This window comes from Merdimonas faecis, from assembly GCF_001754075.1.
Lineage (GTDB): Bacteria > Bacillota > Clostridia > Lachnospirales > Lachnospiraceae > Merdimonas > Merdimonas faecis.
Genome location: NZ_MIEH01000018.1, coordinates 407,652 through 423,883, shown reverse-complemented (window position 1 = coordinate 423,883; position 16,232 = coordinate 407,652). Strand labels below are relative to the sequence as shown.

The window sequence follows — 16,232 nt, the reverse complement described above, 5'->3', positions numbered from 1 at the left end:
GATGATTCCTCCTAATCAACTTTGATTTCCAGCAGTGTCAGTATCAGCGCCATTCTTATGTAGACTCCGTATTTTGCCTGTTTAAAGTAAGCGGCCCGCGGATCCTTGTCTACTTCGACAGAGATTTCATTTACCCTGGGAAGCGGGTGGAGTACATACATATCCTCCGGAGCCAGTTCCATCTTTTTCGCATCCAGAATGTAAAAGTCTTTCATACGGACGTAATCTTCCTCGTTGAAGAAGCGTTCCTTCTGTACACGGGTCATATAGAGCAGATCCAGATCCGGCAGGGCATCCTCCAGACGAACAACCTCTTCATAAGGAACATTCTGGCGGTCCAGTACATCAGACCGGATATAGCTTGGAAGTCTTAATTCCTCCGGAGAAATCAGCACGAAGCGTACGCCGGGATAGCGCACCAGAGCGTGGATCAGAGAATGTACGGTACGGCCGAATTTCAGATCTCCGCACAGGCCGATTGTCATATTGTCCAGATGTCCTTTAAGAGAACGTATGGTCAGAAGGTCAGTCAATGTCTGAGTCGGATGCTGATGTCCGCCGTCTCCAGCGTTGATCACCGGGATTTCCGAGTGCTGGCAGGCTACCATGGAAGCACCTTCCTTCGGGTGGCGCATAGCACAGATATCTGCATAACAGGAAATCATGCGGATCGTATCAGACACGCTTTCTCCCTTTGTGGCGGAGCTGGAATCAGCGGTAGAAAATCCCAGTACACTTCCTCCAAGGTTCAGCATAGCCGCTTCATGGCTTAACCGAGTACGGGTACTGGGCTCATAGAATAAAGTGGCAAGCTTTTTCCCTTCGCAGGCATGTGCGTATTTTGCCGGATTCTTTTCAATATCGGCAGCAAGATCCATGAGCTGGTCCAGCTCCTCCACAGAAAAATCCAGCGGGCTCATCAAATGTCTCATAAAAACCTCCTCAAATTGTTTGTTATAAATAGGTCAATAACTCATCAACGGATTTCCGCATCGGGACATCCGGGTCGACGTCAGGCCAGCCCACTGCAATCAAAGCGGCAAGCTCCTGATCATCGGGCAGCTTTAACAGCTTCGTGATTCCATCTTCATCCCAGATCCCCATGATCACAGTCCCAAGTCCTGCATTGTGTGCGGCAAGACAAAAGGTCTGGCAAGCCACACCCACATCGAACATCTGCCAGCGGTCTCCCTTTTTCGTAGAAAAAGAACCATCACGTTCAAAGCCGGATCGTCCTTTTACAAAAGTGACTGCCAGAAGAACAGGCACCTGTTTAATAATATCGGAATTAAAAGAAGGGGTATAATCTTGAACGATGGAATCAAGAATAGAAGAATCCTCAATAGCAATAAAACGGGTGATCTGACTGTTTTTCCACGATGGGGAATAAGAAGTGTCAGAAATCAATGACTCTAAAAGTGAATGATCAACGGGTGCAGCCTTGAATTTTCGGATGCTCCTTCTGGTACGGATACATTCTGTCGTGTTCATATGGTTCCCTCCCTGCTATATATTGAAATCTTTCATACATCATATACTAAATACAAAAGTTTTTCAATGTCTGCATGGAAATTTTTCAAATTAGAAAAGAAAGGGATCGTTGAAAAAGGTTAAGAATGTAAGGTGGATTTTACGGTCGGGATGTACTATAATAATTTTTAGTTTTGAAAAAAGGAGTACAGGATATGGCATCATTGACAGAATTAAGAGAACAGCTGGATGCGGTAGATGACGAGATCGTGAAACTGTTTGAAAAGAGAATGGATCTCTGCGGACAGGTGGGAGAATATAAAATTCAGAATGGAAGAAAGGTCTTTGACCGCCAGCGGGAGAGTGAGAAGCTGAAAAGTGTGGAGAGCAAGGTGTCCACTGAATTTAACAGAAAAGGTGTACATGAGCTGTACGAGCAGCTGATGTCTATGAGCAGGAAGCTTCAGTATCAGCAGCTGGTGCAGGCCGGCGCCCTTGGGAGACTTCCGTTTATCGGCGTTTCCTCTCTCCATGCGGGAAATGCAAGGATCGTATTTCCGGGAACTGACGGGGCGTACAGTCAGGCGGCCACCAAACACTATTTCGGAGAAAACTGCAACTGTTTTTACGTGCAGACCTTCCGGGAGGCGATGGAGGCGATCGAAGAGGGATCGGCGGATTTTGCGGTGCTTCCTATTGAGAACTCTACAGCGGGAGCCGTAGATGAGATGTACGATCTGCTGGTAGAATTCGAAAATTATATCGTAGGAGAGACCACGATCCCGATCGAACATACACTGGCAGGGCTTCCGGGAGCAGAGATTTCGGATATCCGGAGAGTTTACTCCAAGGGTGTGGCTTTGATGCAGGCGTCCCGGTTCCTGAACGAACACAGCGACTGGCAGCAGATCAGCGTGGCGAACACGGCGATCGCGGCCAAGAAGATCCTGGAAGACAAAGATAAGAGCCAGGCAGCAGTCTGCAGCGCCTATGCGGCCAGCGTCCATGGCCTTACGGTGCTTCAGGATCAGATCAATGATGATCTGGATAATTCCACCCGTTTTATCGTGGTGACCAACCAGAAGATATTCCTGGAGGATGCGGATAAGATCAGCATCTGCTTTGAGCTTCCGCACACCAGCGGCTCTTTGTATCATCTGTTGTCTCATTTCATATATAATGATCTGAACATGACAAAGATCGAGTCCCGGCCGGTGAAGGGCAGAAACTGGGAATACAGGTTCTTCATCGATTTTGAAGGAAACCTGGCGGATGCAGCGGTAAAGAACGCAATCCGGGGGCTGCGGGAAGAAAGTACAAACTTAAGGATTCTTGGAAATTATTAAGAGGGAAAATACAATGCGGACGAATGAACTGATCTTATATAAGAATATGGAGGAAGGCCAGCTTTTGCAAGATATGGTCTTTCTGATGGAAGAATATGAAAATGAGTATTACAACCGGGAGGATTTGGCTGCTCTTCTGGCGGACGTGGTGAACGGCCTTATAGAACTGGCGGTCAGTCATGGATTTGAGGGGAATCTCTGGCAGGACTATCTGACCTATCTTCTGGCCAGCAATGAAAATGCCTACAGCACCTCCTGCGAGATCGTAGGGGCGGTGGATGGAAGCATCAATACGGCGGCGCTCCATGACTTTGCTATATTTAAGGAACTGTTTGATTATGATTTCCGGGAGATGGAGGCTGTTTTTGAGACGGATCTTCTTTCTTTGATCTGTGATTATCAGGGTATCAGCGGACATGGGAAAGTATTTAACCAGAGGATCCGGGATCGGATCTGCTCCTTAAGCCGCTCGCTTTCGGAGGCGCCGGACGCCGGGGCTTTTAAAGAGAGAGTCACAAAATTCTATCAGGAGTTCGGGGTAGGGAAGCTGGGGCTTCACAAAGCATTTCGGGTAGAGCATACGGAAGAGGGCGTAAAGATCGTGCCGATCACAAAGATCGCCCACGTACACCTGGACGATCTGGTAGGATATGAGATTGCGAAAAAGAAGCTGGTGGATAATACAGAGGCATTTGTGAAAGGGCGGAAAGCCAACAACTGTCTGTTATATGGGGATGCGGGGACTGGGAAATCTTCCTCTATCAAAGCGGTCTTAAACCAGTATTATGACCAGGGACTCCGGATGATCGAGATCTACAAGCATCAGTTCCAGGATCTCAATGACGTGATTGCTCAGATCAAAGACCGGAACTATAAATTCATCATCTATATGGATGATCTGTCCTTTGAAGAATTCGAGATTGAATATAAATATTTGAAAGCGGTGATCGAAGGAGGACTGGAAAAGAAGCCGGATAACATCCTGATCTATGCCACCTCTAACCGGCGTCACCTGATCCGGGAAACCTTCCGGGATAAGCAGGACCGGGATGAAGAGCTGCATACCAACGATACCGTGCAGGAGAAACTGTCTCTGGTGGCAAGGTTCGGAGTGACGATCTATTACGGAAAGCCGGAGAAGAAGGAGTTCCAGAAGATCGTGCTTGAACTGGCAAAGCGGAATCAAATCGAGATGCCGGAGGATCAGCTGCTCTTAGAAGCAGGACGGTGGGAACTGAATCATGGAGGCCTTTCCGGAAGAACCGCCCAGCAGTTTATCGATTATCTGGCCGGGATGGAAGTGTAAGAAGATAAGAGAGGGTATCCTACGCCGTTTTACGGCTCCAGGGTACCCTCCCTTTTTATTTCACTTCTTCAATCCCGCTGATATCTGAATCAATGACCAGCGAATAATTGGTATGATAGATCACAAATCCCGGACGGCCGCCGTTTACTTTTTTTACATGCTTTTTCTCAATGTAATCGATCTCGGCCTTTTCATTCCCGCGGTTTTTGGAATAATAAGCTGCCAGGCGACCTGCCTCCTCAAAGGTACGGTCCGGAACCTCGTCGCCGCCGCTTTTCAGGATCACATGGGATCCCGGTACGCCTTTTGCGTGGAACCACCAGTCATTTCCCGAGGCGAAGTGGAATGTCAGCTCTTCATTCTGAAGATTATTCTTTCCTACATACATATGATAGCCGTCACTGGAGACATAGTGAAGAGGACGGCTTAAAATTTTGGCCTTTTTCTTTTGCTGTCTCCTGCGGATGTAACCTGCCTGAGAGAGTTCCTCTTTGATCTGGGTCAGGTCTTCCTCATAGAGGGCGATATCAAGGGCGCTTTCTACGGATTCCAGGTATCGGATCTCGTCGCCGGTCTCGGAAATAAGTTCGGTCAGAGCCTCATAGGTCCGTTTCTGTTTGTTGTACCGGGCAAAATATTTCTGTGCGTTTTCCTGCGGGGTCTTGACAGGATCCAGCGGGATGGTGAGCTCTTCTCCGGTATAGTAATTCAGTGCAGTCAGCTCTTTAGAACCTTCCGGGAGCTGGTAACCGTATGCATTGATCAGCTCGCCGTAGACCTTATAGAGATCCCGGTTTTCTGTGTCTTTCAGCTGTCTTGACTGAAGTTCGTATTTTTTTCGGTTCCGCTCCAGTGCTGTCTGCACGATATGTCTGAGATCCGCACTTTTCTGGCGGATACGGACCAGTGCGTTCCTGGTGGCATAATAAGTGGAGAGTACCTCGGAGATGGAACTGTATTCTTTCTTCTCCAGATTCTGGAAGTGGGTCAGCGGCAGGGCGGAAAACTCCTTCGGGGTATTCCCGTCGAAATAGATGACCGGGGTGAAGGCGCTGTTTCTGACATCTTCCATATAATATTGAAACTGACGGTACAGATGGGTCAGCATGTCATCAGTAAGGTCAGAGGCCGTCATCTGGGAATCAATGCCTGCAAGGTAACAGATTTCTTCGGCAACCACCGGACTGATGCCGGTAAAACTGGTGTAGACTGCCTTGGAGATCCGCATGGGCTTTCCCCGAAGTGCCCGGGAGAAGTCTTCGCCAGCAGCAGTAAGAGGATCCTGCTTTTCCATCGTATCCGGGATGAAGTAAGGCCTTCCCGGCAGAACCTCCCGCACGGAGCTCATCTGAGCCGGCACGTGCTTGATACTGTCGATGATCTGGTCCTTTTCGTCGCAGAAGATGATGTTGCTGTGTTTCCCCATGATCTCAACGACCAGCGTTTTCTGGCGCAGATCGCCAAGCTCGTCCAGATGTTCGATCCGAAGCTGGATGATCCGCTCAAGGCCAGGCTGTGAGACGTCCACGATCCGGCCGTTCCCGATATGTTTGCGAAGGAGCATACAGAAATTGGGAGCAGTCATAGGGCTTGGTTTATTATCATTTGTCAGATAGATCAAGGGGAGAGAGGCGCTGGCTGATATGGATAACCGGCGCTGTCCTTCCTTTGTTTTTATTGTCAGTAATAGCTCGTCTGATTCCGGCTGGGCGATCTTTGCGATCCTGCCGTCACAGATGGTTTCTTTCAGCTCTTTTGTGAGTGCAGCTACAGTAATTCCGTCGAAAGCCATAATCAAAATCCTTCCTTAAAATGTGATTGCTTCTTAGTATATCATAGTTGACGGGATATTCCAAATGCCTTATAATTAACGATGGCATAAAATGCACGGAAAGAGGAATAAGTAATTATGATCAAAAGTATGACTGGATTCGGACGCTGTGAGGTGGCGGAAGGACAGCGAAGATTCGTGGTAGAGATGAAAGGCGTTAATCATCGGTACCTGGATGTCAATATCCGTATGCCGAAGAAATTGAATTTCTTCGAAACAGCCATCCGGAGTCTGTTAAAACAAAGTGTCCAGAGAGGAAAAGTAGATATTTTTATTACCTATGAGGATCTCTCAGAGAGTCAGGTATCTCTGAAATATAACGAGACGCTGGCAGGAGAGTATCTGAAGTATTTCCAGCAGATGCAGGAGACGTTTGGCCTGGAAAATGATGTACGGGTTTCACACCTGTCCCGGTGTCCGGAGGTCCTGACGATGGAAGAGCAGGCCGTGGATGAAGAGGAGCTGTGGAACGAGCTTAAGAAAGCGCTTTCGGGAGCAATCAGCCAGTTTGTGGAGACGCGGAGTACAGAAGGCGAGAATCTGAAAAAGGATCTGTTAGAAAAACTGGACGACATGCTGATGCTGACCGAGCAGATTGAGAAGCGTTCGCCTCAGATTATTGCAGAGTATCGTGAGAAGCTGGAGACAAAGGTAAAGGAGCTCTTAGAGGATACCCAGATCGAAGAGAGCAGGATCGCCGCAGAGGTAGTCATGTTTGCGGACAAGATCTGTACGGACGAGGAGATCGTAAGACTCCGGAGCCACATTGTACATATGAAGGAGACATTAAAGTTCGATGAAAACGGAATCGGACGGAAGCTGGACTTTATCGCCCAGGAGATGAACCGGGAGGCCAACACCATCCTTTCCAAGGCTAATGACCTGGAAACTTCCAATGTTGGAATCGATCTGAAGACAGAGATCGAAAAAGTAAGAGAACAGATCCAGAATATCGAATAGGGAGGAGCAGTACATGAAAGAAAAAGGAATTCTGATCGTGGTTTCTGGATTTTCCGGCGCCGGAAAGGGAACCATTATGAAGGAACTGCTTAAAAAGTATGAGGAAACGTATGCCCTCTCTGTCTCTGCGACGACCAGGACGCCAAGGCCGGGTGAGCAGGAAGGCCGGGAGTATTTCTTCCGCTCGGTAGAAGAATTTGAAAAAATGATTGCGAAAGAAGAACTGATAGAGTATGCTAAATACGTGGATAATTATTACGGGACACCCCGTACTTACGTAGAAGAGCAGCTGGAAGCGGGAAAGGATGTGATCCTTGAGATCGAGATCCAGGGAGCGCTGAAAGTAAAGGAAGCTTTTCCGGAGACTCTGCTTTTATTTGTAACTCCACCGACGGCGGAGGAGCTTAGAAGCAGGCTTACAGGCCGGGGAACAGAGTCCGCGGAAGTCATCGAGGGCCGTATGAAGCGTGCGGCGGAAGAGGCGGAATTTATGGACCGGTATGATTATCTGATCATCAATGACGTTCTGGATGAGTGTGTGGAAGAAATGCACCAGATCATCCAGGGAGAACACAGAAGAGGTTTTCGGAATACCGCATTTATGGAGCATATGAAAGAAGAGTTGAAAGGAGAATAAAACATGTTGCATCCATCTTATACAGATCTGATGAAAGTGGTAAATAAAGATGTGGAAGAGGGCGAGACCAAGGTAGTCAACAGCCGTTACTCCATCGTGATGGCTACTGCAAAGAGAGCCCGTGAGATCATTGACGGCTCCATGCCGCTGGTGGCTGTAAAGGACGGAGAGAAGCCGTTGTCTATTGCGATCGACGAGCTGAACCAGTCCAAGATCAAGATCATCGGAGAGGAAGAGCAGGATAAGATTCTTGAAGCTGCCCATGCAAGTGAGGCCGAAGAGGCACAGGGGACAGAAGAAGTATAAAAATCAAAAAGAACACGGCCGGAAAGCACGTGGATACAGGGCAGATGCCAGCAGGTATCTGCCCTTCTTTGAAACCGGCTTTAGGAGGAAGCATGAACGTATTATTTATATCCCTTGGCTGCGACAAGAATCTGGTGGATTCAGAGGTCATGCTGGGGCTTCTTGCGAAGGAAGGGTACCAGATGACGGATGATGAGCAGGAGGCAGACGTGATTGTCATCAACACCTGCTGTTTCATCCATGACGCCAAGGAAGAGAGTATCCAGACAATTCTGGAGATGGCACAATACAAAGAAGAAGGAAGACTGAAAGCGCTGATCGTGACAGGATGTCTGGCACAGCGTTATCAGCAGGAGATCTTAGATGAGATTCCGGAGGTAGACGCCGTTCTTGGCACCACGGCTTATACAGAGATCGTAAAGACGATAGGGGAAGCGCTGGAAGGAAACGGACATGTGCGAACAGACGACCTTGACGCGCTGCCGCTTACAGATCCCCACAGGATCGTTACCACAGGAGGGCATTATGCCTATTTGAAGATTGCGGAGGGCTGTGACAAACACTGCACCTACTGCATCATACCAAAGCTCCGGGGAAATTTCCGGAGCGTTCCCATGGAGCGGCTTCTTAAGGAGGCAGAGGATCTGGCCGACCAGGGAGTAAAAGAGCTGATCCTGGTGGCCCAGGAAACCACATTGTATGGAAAAGATCTCTATGGAGAGAAGTCCCTGCACCGTCTTTTGAAGGAGCTTTGCAGGATCGACGGGATCCGCTGGATCCGGATCCTTTACTGCTATCCGGAAGAAATCGACGACAATCTGATCCAGGTGATGAAGGAAGAAAAGAAGATCTGCAATTATCTGGATCTGCCGATCCAGCATGCCAGCGACAGCATCCTGAAACGAATGGGAAGAAGGACTTCCAAAGCGCAGCTTACAGAAGTGATCGGAAAGCTCAGGAAGGAAATCCCGGACATATGCCTCAGGACGACTCTGATCACCGGGTTCCCGGGAGAGACAGAGGAGCAGCACGAGGAGCTTAAGGAGTTCGTCGACGAGATGGAATTTGACCGTCTGGGCGTCTTTACTTATTCGCCGGAAGAAGATACGCCGGCGGCTGAGATGCCGGATCAGATCCCGGAGGAGATCAAAGAAGAGCGTCAGGCCGAGCTGATGGAACTGCAGCAGGAGATCGCCTTTGACCAGGCGGAAGCCATGATCGGGACAGAAGTCCTGGTAATGATCGAAGGCAAGGTAGCCGACGAGAACGCTTATGTGGGAAGGACATACAAGGATGCGCCGAATGTGGACGGCCTGATCTTTGTAAATACAGAAGAAGAACTGATGTCCGGAGATTTTGCCAGGGTGCGTGTGACCGGAGCATTAGAATATGATTTGATAGGAGAGTTGATAGTATGAATCTGCCAAACAAATTAACCGTACTGCGGATCATCATGGTCCCGTTTTTTGTATTTTTTATGCTGACTGATGTGGGCGGGGAAGCCAATAAGTGGATCGCCCTGATCCTGTTCTGCGTAGCCAGCCTGACTGATATGCTGGATGGAAAGATCGCAAGAGCCAGGAACCTGGTGACAAATTTTGGAAAGTTTATGGATCCTTTGGCGGACAAGCTTCTGGTCTGCTCTGCCATGATATGTATGATCCCGTCCGGGCAGCTTTCCGCCTGGTTTGTGATCGTGATCATTGCCCGTGAGTTCATTATCAGTGGATTCCGCCTGGTGGCTTCTGACAACGGGATCGTGATCGCGGCAAGCTACTGGGGCAAATTCAAGACTGTGTCTCAGATGGCCATGATCATTGTACTGATCATGAATCTGGGCGGCGTGTTTGATCTGATCGGAACAGCATTGATCTGGATTTCACTGATCCTGACAGTGGTATCTTTGATTGATTATATTGCAAAGAACGTACAGGTACTGACAAAGGGAGGCATGTAGGATGACGGTTGAACTGGTCTGTGTAGGTACAGAGATCCTGCTTGGAAATATCGTGAATACAAACGCAGCATATCTGGCGGAGCAGTGTGCGATGCTGGGGCTGTCCTGTTATCACCAGAGTGTGGTAGGAGACAATGAACAGCGGATGGAAGAGACGATCCGCCGTGCGGTCTCAAGGTCGGATATTGTGATCCTGAGCGGAGGGCTTGGACCTACCAAAGATGATCTGACCAAGGAAGTGACGGCCCGGGTGTTTGACATGGAGCTTTTAGAGGATCCACATACCAGGGCAAGGATCCAGGAATATTTTGATCAGAACCACAGAGGGCAGATCACAGAAAACAACTGGAAACAGGCACAGGTGCCAGAGGGCGCCATGGTGATTGATAATTACAACGGAACGGCGCCGGGCCTGATCCTTCAGAAAGACGGTAAGACAGCAATCCTGCTGCCAGGACCGCCTAACGAACTGAAGCCGATGTTTGAGAGAGACATCCGTCCGTTCCTGAACCGGCTGGAACCAGAAGGAATCTATTCCAAGATGGTCAAAATCTGCGGCTTTGGCGAAAGCAAAGTAGAGTCCATGATCACAGATATTCTGGAAAGCCAGACCAATCCTACCATCGCACCGTATGCAAAGACCGGGGAGGTACATTTACGGATCACGGCAAAGGCGATAAATGAAGAAACGGCAGACGAGATGATGGAACCGATGATGGAGGAGCTTTACCGGAGGTTCGGCAGTCAGATCTTTACTACGGAAGAGGCGGTCACACTGGAGGAAACAATAGTTGAGCTTCTGAAAGAGAAGGGAAAAACCGTTACCACAGCAGAATCCTGTACCGGAGGGCTGGTGGCCGGACGTCTTCTCAACGTGCCGGGAGCCTCATCCATTTATATGGAAGGTTATATCACCTATTCCAATGAGGCAAAAGAAAAACTTCTTGGTGTTTCCCATGTTACGCTGGAACAGTATGGAGCAGTCAGCAAAGAGACGGCCTGTGAGATGGCAGAGGGCGCAGCGAAGGCTGCCGGAGCAGATCTGGCAATATCTGTAACCGGGATTGCAGGTCCGGACGGCGGTACGAAGGAGAAACCGGTGGGGCTGGTCTATGTCGGCTGTTATGCAGACGGAGAGGCAAGGGCCTATGAATTTCACTTTACCGGCAACCGGGCAAAAAACAGAGAGAGTACTGTTGCAAAAGCATTGACGATCCTCAGGGAAGCACTGATCAACTCTTAATGGAAGGCACTTAGGAGACAGGAGGAAACTATGGAGATCAGGATACTAAATCAACAGGAAATACTTCCGGCACTTCATCTGGTATGGAAGGTGTTTGCAGAGGAAACTGCCCCGCGGTATACGCCGGAGGGAGTGGCGGAATTTCAGAAGTTTATCAAGTATGAGAACCTGCTGCCCATGCTTCAAAGCGGCGGGATCATCTTCTTTGGCGCCTATGAGGGTCCGGAGCTTACCGGGACACTGGCGCTTATGTCCGATGGTCACATCGCACTTTTCTTTGTGAGGAAGAACTGGCAGAGAAAAGGGATCGGGCGCATGCTCTTCCAGTCGGCCTATAATTTTGTGGCGCAGAGGCTGGGGGTCAGGAAACTGACAGTAAACTCTGCTCCATCGGCTGTAGAAGCTTACCTTCATCTGGGAATGCAGATCACCGGGGAAGAACAGACGCAGAATGGGATTACCTATGTGCCTATGGAAGTTTTCGTGATCCCGGGTCTGGTACAGCCGGTAAAGAAGTCAAAAAAACCGGTGATCCTGGCTGCAGTCATAGGAGCATGCCTTCTGATCGCAGTGGGTGTGGCTGGCTTTTTTCTGGTAAGAAATGTGGCAAGTATGATGGAACAATCTGCCAGATCCAGAGAGGCGTATGACTATTTCGGAGATGGCGGCGGATACTATGATGACGGCGGAGACTTTGGAAATGACAGTTCCCAGGATGACACAGAAGAATTGACAGGGATCGATGCGATAGAAGAAAAAATTGCAGACGATCTGTCTTATGAGTTAGAGGAAGATGTGTATTCGGAAAATGGAGAACAGAATTCTACGGTTATGATTGATTTTTACGTCAATTATCCAGTCATCAGCGGGATGGAAGACACTCAGGTCCAGGATGCGGTCAATGAAACGATCCAGAAAACGGCAATGCAGACGGTAGATGAGATTTATGAGAATCCGTCAACCGAAATCCGCGACCGTGTGCTGCAGGCATCAACACCGGCCCTGATCAGTTATGTAGAATATAAGGTCTGCTATGCCAGCAACGATTTTATAAGCATCGTTTTTGAGGACAACAGCTATAAGGGCAGTGAGGAATATTATGATCCCGGCTTAAGGACGCTGAATATCAGCCTGAAGGACGGCGCCGTTTACCAGGTGAAGGATATTGTGGATCTTAGCGGGGAGTTCCTGAATGAATGGGCCCAGGGCATGCGGGATGAAGCGGATAATGAAGAGTTCCTTTCGGAGCTGGATCAGGACGCTATGAAGAGCATGCTGGAAGGGAACAGTGAGGATGGCGCTTATGTCCCGAACTTTTTCGTTTATGCGGATGGAATCGAGATCGGCTTTGACCTGAATTATCCGGAGGGAGATGCAAATGACCTTGGATATATCTGGGTGACGGCGCCTTTTGAACTGGAAGAGCTGGAAGCCTATCAGACGGACAGTGAGTTCTGGAGCATGATCGGAAACTAAAAATCAGAAAAATCAGGCTGTAAAATTGAACAAAGTGACGATTGACGAAAGATTTAGAATATGAGAAAATAAAACTAAGTATGGTGTTAAAGTAATAACAAGCCTTACGAGAGAAAAATGTGCATAGTTGAAAGGAGTTTTAAAATGATTTATTCACATGAAGTAGAAATGATGTGTCCGGTAGCTCAGGGTGCAAATCACGGACCAGCTCCAATCCCGGAAGAGGCAAAATGGGTACAGGCCAAAGAGATCAAAGACATCTCCGGATTTACACACGGTGTAGGCTGGTGTGCACCGCAGCAGGGAGCATGTAAGCTGACACTGAACGTAAAAGACGGTATCATCCAGGAGGCGCTGGTAGAGACACTTGGATGCTCCGGAATGACTCATTCTGCAGCCATGGCTTCTGAGATCCTGCCTGGAAAAACCATCCTTGAAGCACTGAATACAGACCTTGTCTGTGATGCGATCAATACAGCTATGAGAGAGCTCTTCCTTCAGATCGTATACGGAAGAACACAGAGCGCTTTCTCCGAGAATGGACTTGCTGTAGGCGCAGGTCTGGAAGATCTGGGAAAAGGACTCCGTTCCCAGGTTGGTACCATGTACGGTACATTAGCCAAAGGTCCTCGTTATCTTGAGATGGCGGAAGGATATGTAACAGGCATCGCACTGGATGATCACGACGAGATCATCGGATACCAGTTCGTAAACCTTGGAAAATTCACAGATTTCATCAAAGCAGGCGATACACCGAACGATGCATGGGAAAAGGCAAAAGGACAGTACGGCCGTGTAGATGACGCTGTGAAGATCATTGATCCGCGTAAAGAGTAGTCGAGGTAGGGCGGATCGATGGTAACATCTATACGTATCCGCAATAAAAAGAATGTTATAAATTCAGGAGGATACATAAATGGCTTTATTTGAATCATATGAAAGAAGAATCGATAAAATCAATGAAGTATTGAACAGCTATGGGATCGCTTCATTAGAAGAAGCTGAAAAGATCACAAAAGATGCCGGACTGGATGTATATAACCAGATCAAAGGCATCCAGCCGATCTGTTTTGAAAATGCATGCTGGGCTTACATCACAGGTGCGGCAATCGCTATCAAGAAAGGATGCGAGACTGCAGCAGATGCGGCAGCAGCTATCGGAGAAGGACTGCAGGCATTCTGTATTCCAGGATCCGTTGCTGATCAGCGTAAGGTAGGGCTTGGACACGGTAACCTTGGAAAAATGCTCCTTGAGGAGACAACAGACTGCTTCTGCTTCCTGGCAGGACACGAGTCCTTCGCAGCAGCAGAGGGAGCGATCGGTATTGCAGAAAAAGCAAACAAAGTACGTAAAAAACCACTCCGTGTAATCCTGAACGGACTTGGAAAAGATGCTGCAAAGATCATCTCCAGAATCAATGGATTTACCTATGTACAGACAGAGTATGATTACTTTACAGGCGAGCTTAAGGAAGTACAGAGAATTTCTTACTCTGACGGACTGCGCTCCAAAGTAAACTGCTACGGTGCAAATGACGTGCGTGAAGGCGTTGCGATCATGTGGAAAGAAGGCGTTGACGTTTCTATCACAGGAAACTCCACCAACCCGACACGTTTCCAGCACCCGGTTGCAGGAACCTACAAAAAAGAATGTGTAGAAGCAGGAAAGAAATACTTCTCCGTAGCTTCCGGCGGTGGTACAGGACGTACCCTTCATCCGGACAACATGGCTGCAGGACCGGCTTCCTACGGTATGACAGACACCATGGGACGTATGCATTCTGACGCTCAGTTTGCAGGATCCTCTTCCGTACCGGCTCACGTAGAAATGATGGGTCTGATCGGTGCAGGAAACAACCCGATGGTAGGTATGACCGTTGCAGTTGCAGTAAGCATTGAAGAGGCAAAGAAAGCTGGAAAATTCTAAAGAATAGTGTAAAAATGAGGGCTTCCGATAAGGTAAATACTTATCGGGAGCCCTAAATTTTAAGATACAATAAGATTGTTCTATTTTGTTCGCTGTGCTATACTCTCTTTACGGAGTGACCGTGATGCAAGGTGGTAAGCCTCCCTGCACTTGAAAAAGAGGGGAGGTGGTGCAAATGGATACATACGAAGTTTTGAGCCTGTTGTTTTTGGGCGGTTCGTTTCTGATTGCGCTGCTTGCCTATATTGATAGGAGAAACAAGCGAAAATAAATAAGCCTACCTTGTAATCTTGGCGGATTAGGTAGGCTTATATAATACCCTTGAGGCTAACCACTTTGTGGGCGGTTGCTCCATTTCTGACTATACTATAGCATATTCAGCAGACAGAAACAAGCGGAAATAGAGAAGCCTGCATATGCAATGAAAGTGAGGAGAAAATATGATTGATTTTACCAACAGTGCTTATGTTAAAATGAAACAGATTGATCCTGGCTCTGTTATGGGAGATATCCAGCAGATCCTGATCAACGGAGAGCAGGTCATCGGAGCATACAAGGCTATGAGAGATTATTGTGTTTTTACAAATAAACGTGTCATTGCGGTAAATGTTCAGGGGATGACCGGGAAAAAGAAGGATTTTACCTCCCTTCCATACTCGAAGGTCAGCGCTTATTCGGTGGAAACTGCCGGAGTACTTGACCTGGATAGTGAACTGGAAATGTATTTCAGTGGATTAGGAAAAGTAAAATTTGAATTTACAGGGCAGAGCAATGTTGTTCAGATTTGCCAGATAATCAGCAATTTTATATTGTAAATGAAACCAAAAAAGGTATCTTCTTGAAGGCGGAAGATGCCTTTTTTGCTTGTATTTCCACAAATCCCGTGATATGATTTTTAATGAATAGATTTCTTTTTTGAGACAAATCAGACAGGAGCGCGAGTCAAGATGACAGTAGAAGAGGTTCTTACTGAAGCAGCAGGGCTTTGCAGAAAGTATCATGCAAAAGAGATTATTTTATATGGCTCCAGAGCAAAAGGAACAGCCTTAAAGAAGAGTGATATAGACATCGCAGTTTCAGGCGTCAAGGATTTTGAAGGATTAGCCGAAGAAATGGATTTGATACCGACGTTGTATAAAATAGATCTTTTGGACCTTGATAGCTGCCGGAATCAGTTTATATTGGAGGATATCAGACAATATGGACGTAAAATTTGAGAAAAGATTTCAATCGTTTAAAAATTCTCTGGACTCTTTAACAGAGGCAAGAGAGCGAGATATGGCTGATTCATTTGTGCTTAGTGGTACAAGTGCAAAATTCAGTATTACTTTTGATCTGGCATGGAAAGTAATGAAAGATATTCTGATACAGCATTATGCAATGACGGGATTTGTTTCCGGATCTCCAAGAGAGGTGTTAAAGACTTCGTATCAGGCAGATCTTATTGATGATGACATATGGATGGAAATGCTGAAGATACGAAATCAGCTGGCCCATGATTATGATGGAGTTATTGTAAAGGAATACTGTCAGAGGATTGTGCATGAATATATCGACAAGCTCTGGGAATTCCGGAAATGCGTTGAAAAGATTTTAGAAACAGACTAAATATGAATCATAAACAGTACTCTCCGAGCCTCTCCGCCTACGGATGTTTCTATGGCGGCCGGGCCGGGAACGCATGTGTTCCATCAGGGTATATCGGGAAACGGATATGCCTTCCGTGTTTGAAAAGGAGAGCAGGCATAAAGAAATACAAGGGGAAAGACTGCC

At 47.7% G+C, this 16,232-nt stretch carries 18 protein-coding genes and 1 riboswitch; of the genes, 15 read left to right on the top strand and 3 right to left on the bottom strand.

The features are described from left to right. Positions 1-11 precede the first annotated feature (11 nt). Together pyrB and BKD12_RS10830 are read right to left on the bottom strand one after the other, a co-directional pair. Complete coding sequence (gene pyrB, locus BKD12_RS10835) at positions 12-932, bottom strand: aspartate carbamoyltransferase (protein ID WP_070089324.1); 921 nt, start codon at positions 930-932, stop codon at positions 12-14. Positions 933-954: 22 nt separating this feature from the next. After that, a complete protein-coding gene (locus tag BKD12_RS10830) occupies positions 955-1,491 on the bottom strand; it encodes a nitroreductase family protein (protein ID WP_070089323.1) in 537 nt (178 codons plus the stop codon). A 194-nt stretch (positions 1,492-1,685) separates the two neighbouring features. Between BKD12_RS10830 and pheA the strand changes: the two genes are divergently transcribed. Continuing rightward, entirely contained in the window at positions 1,686-2,816 is a 1,131-nt protein-coding gene (pheA, locus tag BKD12_RS10825; RefSeq protein WP_070089322.1) for a prephenate dehydratase, read from the top strand. A gap of 13 nt (positions 2,817-2,829) precedes the next feature. Then, positions 2,830-4,122: an ATP-binding protein gene (locus tag BKD12_RS10820; protein ID WP_070089321.1), complete on the top strand. Its 1,293-nt coding sequence runs from the start codon at positions 2,830-2,832 to the stop codon at positions 4,120-4,122. Positions 4,123-4,177: 55 nt separating this feature from the next. On the opposite strand, the gene BKD12_RS10815 is transcribed toward BKD12_RS10820, so the two are convergent. After that, a complete protein-coding gene (locus tag BKD12_RS10815) occupies positions 4,178-5,914 on the bottom strand; it encodes an Rqc2 family fibronectin-binding protein (RefSeq protein WP_070089320.1) in 1,737 nt (578 codons plus the stop codon). A gap of 117 nt (positions 5,915-6,031) precedes the next feature. Here BKD12_RS10815 and BKD12_RS10810 point away from each other — a divergent pair, with 117 nt between their 5' ends. The 13 genes from BKD12_RS10810 to BKD12_RS10755 all read left to right on the top strand — a co-directional run bounded on the left by BKD12_RS10810 (position 6,032) and on the right by BKD12_RS10755 (position 16,067). Next, the gene (locus tag BKD12_RS10810; protein WP_070089319.1) at positions 6,032-6,913 is read left to right on the top strand and encodes a YicC/YloC family endoribonuclease; all 882 of its coding nucleotides are present in this window, start codon (positions 6,032-6,034) and stop codon (positions 6,911-6,913) included. Between the two features lie 13 nt (positions 6,914-6,926). Further along, positions 6,927-7,550, top strand: coding sequence for a guanylate kinase (gmk, locus tag BKD12_RS10805; RefSeq protein WP_070089318.1), 624 nt, complete (start codon positions 6,927-6,929; stop codon positions 7,548-7,550). Positions 7,551-7,553: 3 nt separating this feature from the next. Then, positions 7,554-7,856: a DNA-directed RNA polymerase subunit omega gene (gene rpoZ, locus BKD12_RS10800; RefSeq protein ID WP_070089317.1), complete on the top strand. Its 303-nt coding sequence runs from the start codon at positions 7,554-7,556 to the stop codon at positions 7,854-7,856. Between the two features lie 92 nt (positions 7,857-7,948). Beyond that, positions 7,949-9,274, top strand: a complete 1,326-nt coding sequence (gene rimO / locus BKD12_RS10795) for a 30S ribosomal protein S12 methylthiotransferase RimO (protein WP_070089316.1) — start codon at positions 7,949-7,951, stop codon at positions 9,272-9,274. Continuing rightward, positions 9,271-9,813, top strand: coding sequence for a CDP-diacylglycerol--glycerol-3-phosphate 3-phosphatidyltransferase (gene pgsA / locus BKD12_RS10790; protein ID WP_070089315.1), 543 nt, complete (start codon positions 9,271-9,273; stop codon positions 9,811-9,813). Before rimO ends, pgsA begins: the two co-directional genes overlap by 4 nt. A gap of 1 nt (position 9,814) precedes the next feature. Beyond that, a complete protein-coding gene (locus tag BKD12_RS10785; protein WP_070089314.1) occupies positions 9,815-11,056 on the top strand; it encodes a competence/damage-inducible protein A in 1,242 nt (413 codons plus the stop codon). Between the two features lie 30 nt (positions 11,057-11,086). Further along, positions 11,087-12,532, top strand: coding sequence for a GNAT family N-acetyltransferase (locus tag BKD12_RS10780; RefSeq protein WP_070089313.1), 1,446 nt, complete (start codon positions 11,087-11,089; stop codon positions 12,530-12,532). Between the two features lie 144 nt (positions 12,533-12,676). Further along, positions 12,677-13,369, top strand: coding sequence for an iron-sulfur cluster assembly scaffold protein (locus BKD12_RS10775; RefSeq protein WP_070089312.1), 693 nt, complete (start codon positions 12,677-12,679; stop codon positions 13,367-13,369). Between the two features lie 79 nt (positions 13,370-13,448). After that, positions 13,449-14,459, top strand: a complete 1,011-nt coding sequence (locus BKD12_RS10770) for a GGGtGRT protein (RefSeq protein ID WP_070089311.1) — start codon at positions 13,449-13,451, stop codon at positions 14,457-14,459. Between the two features lie 175 nt (positions 14,460-14,634). After that, positions 14,635-14,730: a putative holin-like toxin gene (locus BKD12_RS17270; RefSeq protein ID WP_242872757.1), complete on the top strand. Its 96-nt coding sequence runs from the start codon at positions 14,635-14,637 to the stop codon at positions 14,728-14,730. Between the two features lie 169 nt (positions 14,731-14,899). Next, entirely contained in the window at positions 14,900-15,274 is a 375-nt protein-coding gene (locus tag BKD12_RS10765; protein WP_070089310.1) for a PH domain-containing protein, read from the top strand. A gap of 132 nt (positions 15,275-15,406) precedes the next feature. Continuing rightward, positions 15,407-15,676 carry a nucleotidyltransferase family protein gene (locus BKD12_RS10760; protein ID WP_070089309.1) on the top strand — a complete coding sequence of 90 codons (270 nt, stop codon included), beginning with the start codon at positions 15,407-15,409 and terminating at the stop codon, positions 15,674-15,676. Continuing rightward, the gene (locus tag BKD12_RS10755; RefSeq protein ID WP_070089308.1) at positions 15,660-16,067 is read left to right on the top strand and encodes an HI0074 family nucleotidyltransferase substrate-binding subunit; all 408 of its coding nucleotides are present in this window, start codon (positions 15,660-15,662) and stop codon (positions 16,065-16,067) included. Before BKD12_RS10760 ends, BKD12_RS10755 begins: the two co-directional genes overlap by 17 nt. A gap of 9 nt (positions 16,068-16,076) precedes the next feature. Continuing rightward, positions 16,077-16,213, top strand: a riboswitch (molybdenum cofactor riboswitch). Positions 16,214-16,232: the final 19 nt, after the last annotated feature.

Coding starts and splice junctions, on each gene's coding strand:
- pyrB (WP_070089324.1), bottom strand. CDS start 932: ATGAGACATTTGATGAGCCCGCTGGATTTTTCTGTGGAGGAGCTGGAC.
- BKD12_RS10830 (WP_070089323.1), bottom strand. CDS start 1,491: ATGAACACGACAGAATGTATCCGTACCAGAAGGAGCATCCGAAAATTC.
- pheA (WP_070089322.1), top strand. CDS start 1,686: ATGGCATCATTGACAGAATTAAGAGAACAGCTGGATGCGGTAGATGAC.
- BKD12_RS10820 (WP_070089321.1), top strand. CDS start 2,830: ATGCGGACGAATGAACTGATCTTATATAAGAATATGGAGGAAGGCCAG.
- BKD12_RS10815 (WP_070089320.1), bottom strand. CDS start 5,914: ATGGCTTTCGACGGAATTACTGTAGCTGCACTCACAAAAGAGCTGAAA.
- BKD12_RS10810 (WP_070089319.1), top strand. CDS start 6,032: ATGATCAAAAGTATGACTGGATTCGGACGCTGTGAGGTGGCGGAAGGA.
- gmk (WP_070089318.1), top strand. CDS start 6,927: ATGAAAGAAAAAGGAATTCTGATCGTGGTTTCTGGATTTTCCGGCGCC.
- rpoZ (WP_070089317.1), top strand. CDS start 7,554: ATGTTGCATCCATCTTATACAGATCTGATGAAAGTGGTAAATAAAGAT.
- rimO (WP_070089316.1), top strand. CDS start 7,949: ATGAACGTATTATTTATATCCCTTGGCTGCGACAAGAATCTGGTGGAT.
- pgsA (WP_070089315.1), top strand. CDS start 9,271: ATGAATCTGCCAAACAAATTAACCGTACTGCGGATCATCATGGTCCCG.
- BKD12_RS10785 (WP_070089314.1), top strand. CDS start 9,815: ATGACGGTTGAACTGGTCTGTGTAGGTACAGAGATCCTGCTTGGAAAT.
- BKD12_RS10780 (WP_070089313.1), top strand. CDS start 11,087: ATGGAGATCAGGATACTAAATCAACAGGAAATACTTCCGGCACTTCAT.
- BKD12_RS10775 (WP_070089312.1), top strand. CDS start 12,677: ATGATTTATTCACATGAAGTAGAAATGATGTGTCCGGTAGCTCAGGGT.
- BKD12_RS10770 (WP_070089311.1), top strand. CDS start 13,449: ATGGCTTTATTTGAATCATATGAAAGAAGAATCGATAAAATCAATGAA.
- BKD12_RS17270 (WP_242872757.1), top strand. CDS start 14,635: ATGGATACATACGAAGTTTTGAGCCTGTTGTTTTTGGGCGGTTCGTTT.
- BKD12_RS10765 (WP_070089310.1), top strand. CDS start 14,900: ATGATTGATTTTACCAACAGTGCTTATGTTAAAATGAAACAGATTGAT.
- BKD12_RS10760 (WP_070089309.1), top strand. CDS start 15,407: ATGACAGTAGAAGAGGTTCTTACTGAAGCAGCAGGGCTTTGCAGAAAG.
- BKD12_RS10755 (WP_070089308.1), top strand. CDS start 15,660: ATGGACGTAAAATTTGAGAAAAGATTTCAATCGTTTAAAAATTCTCTG.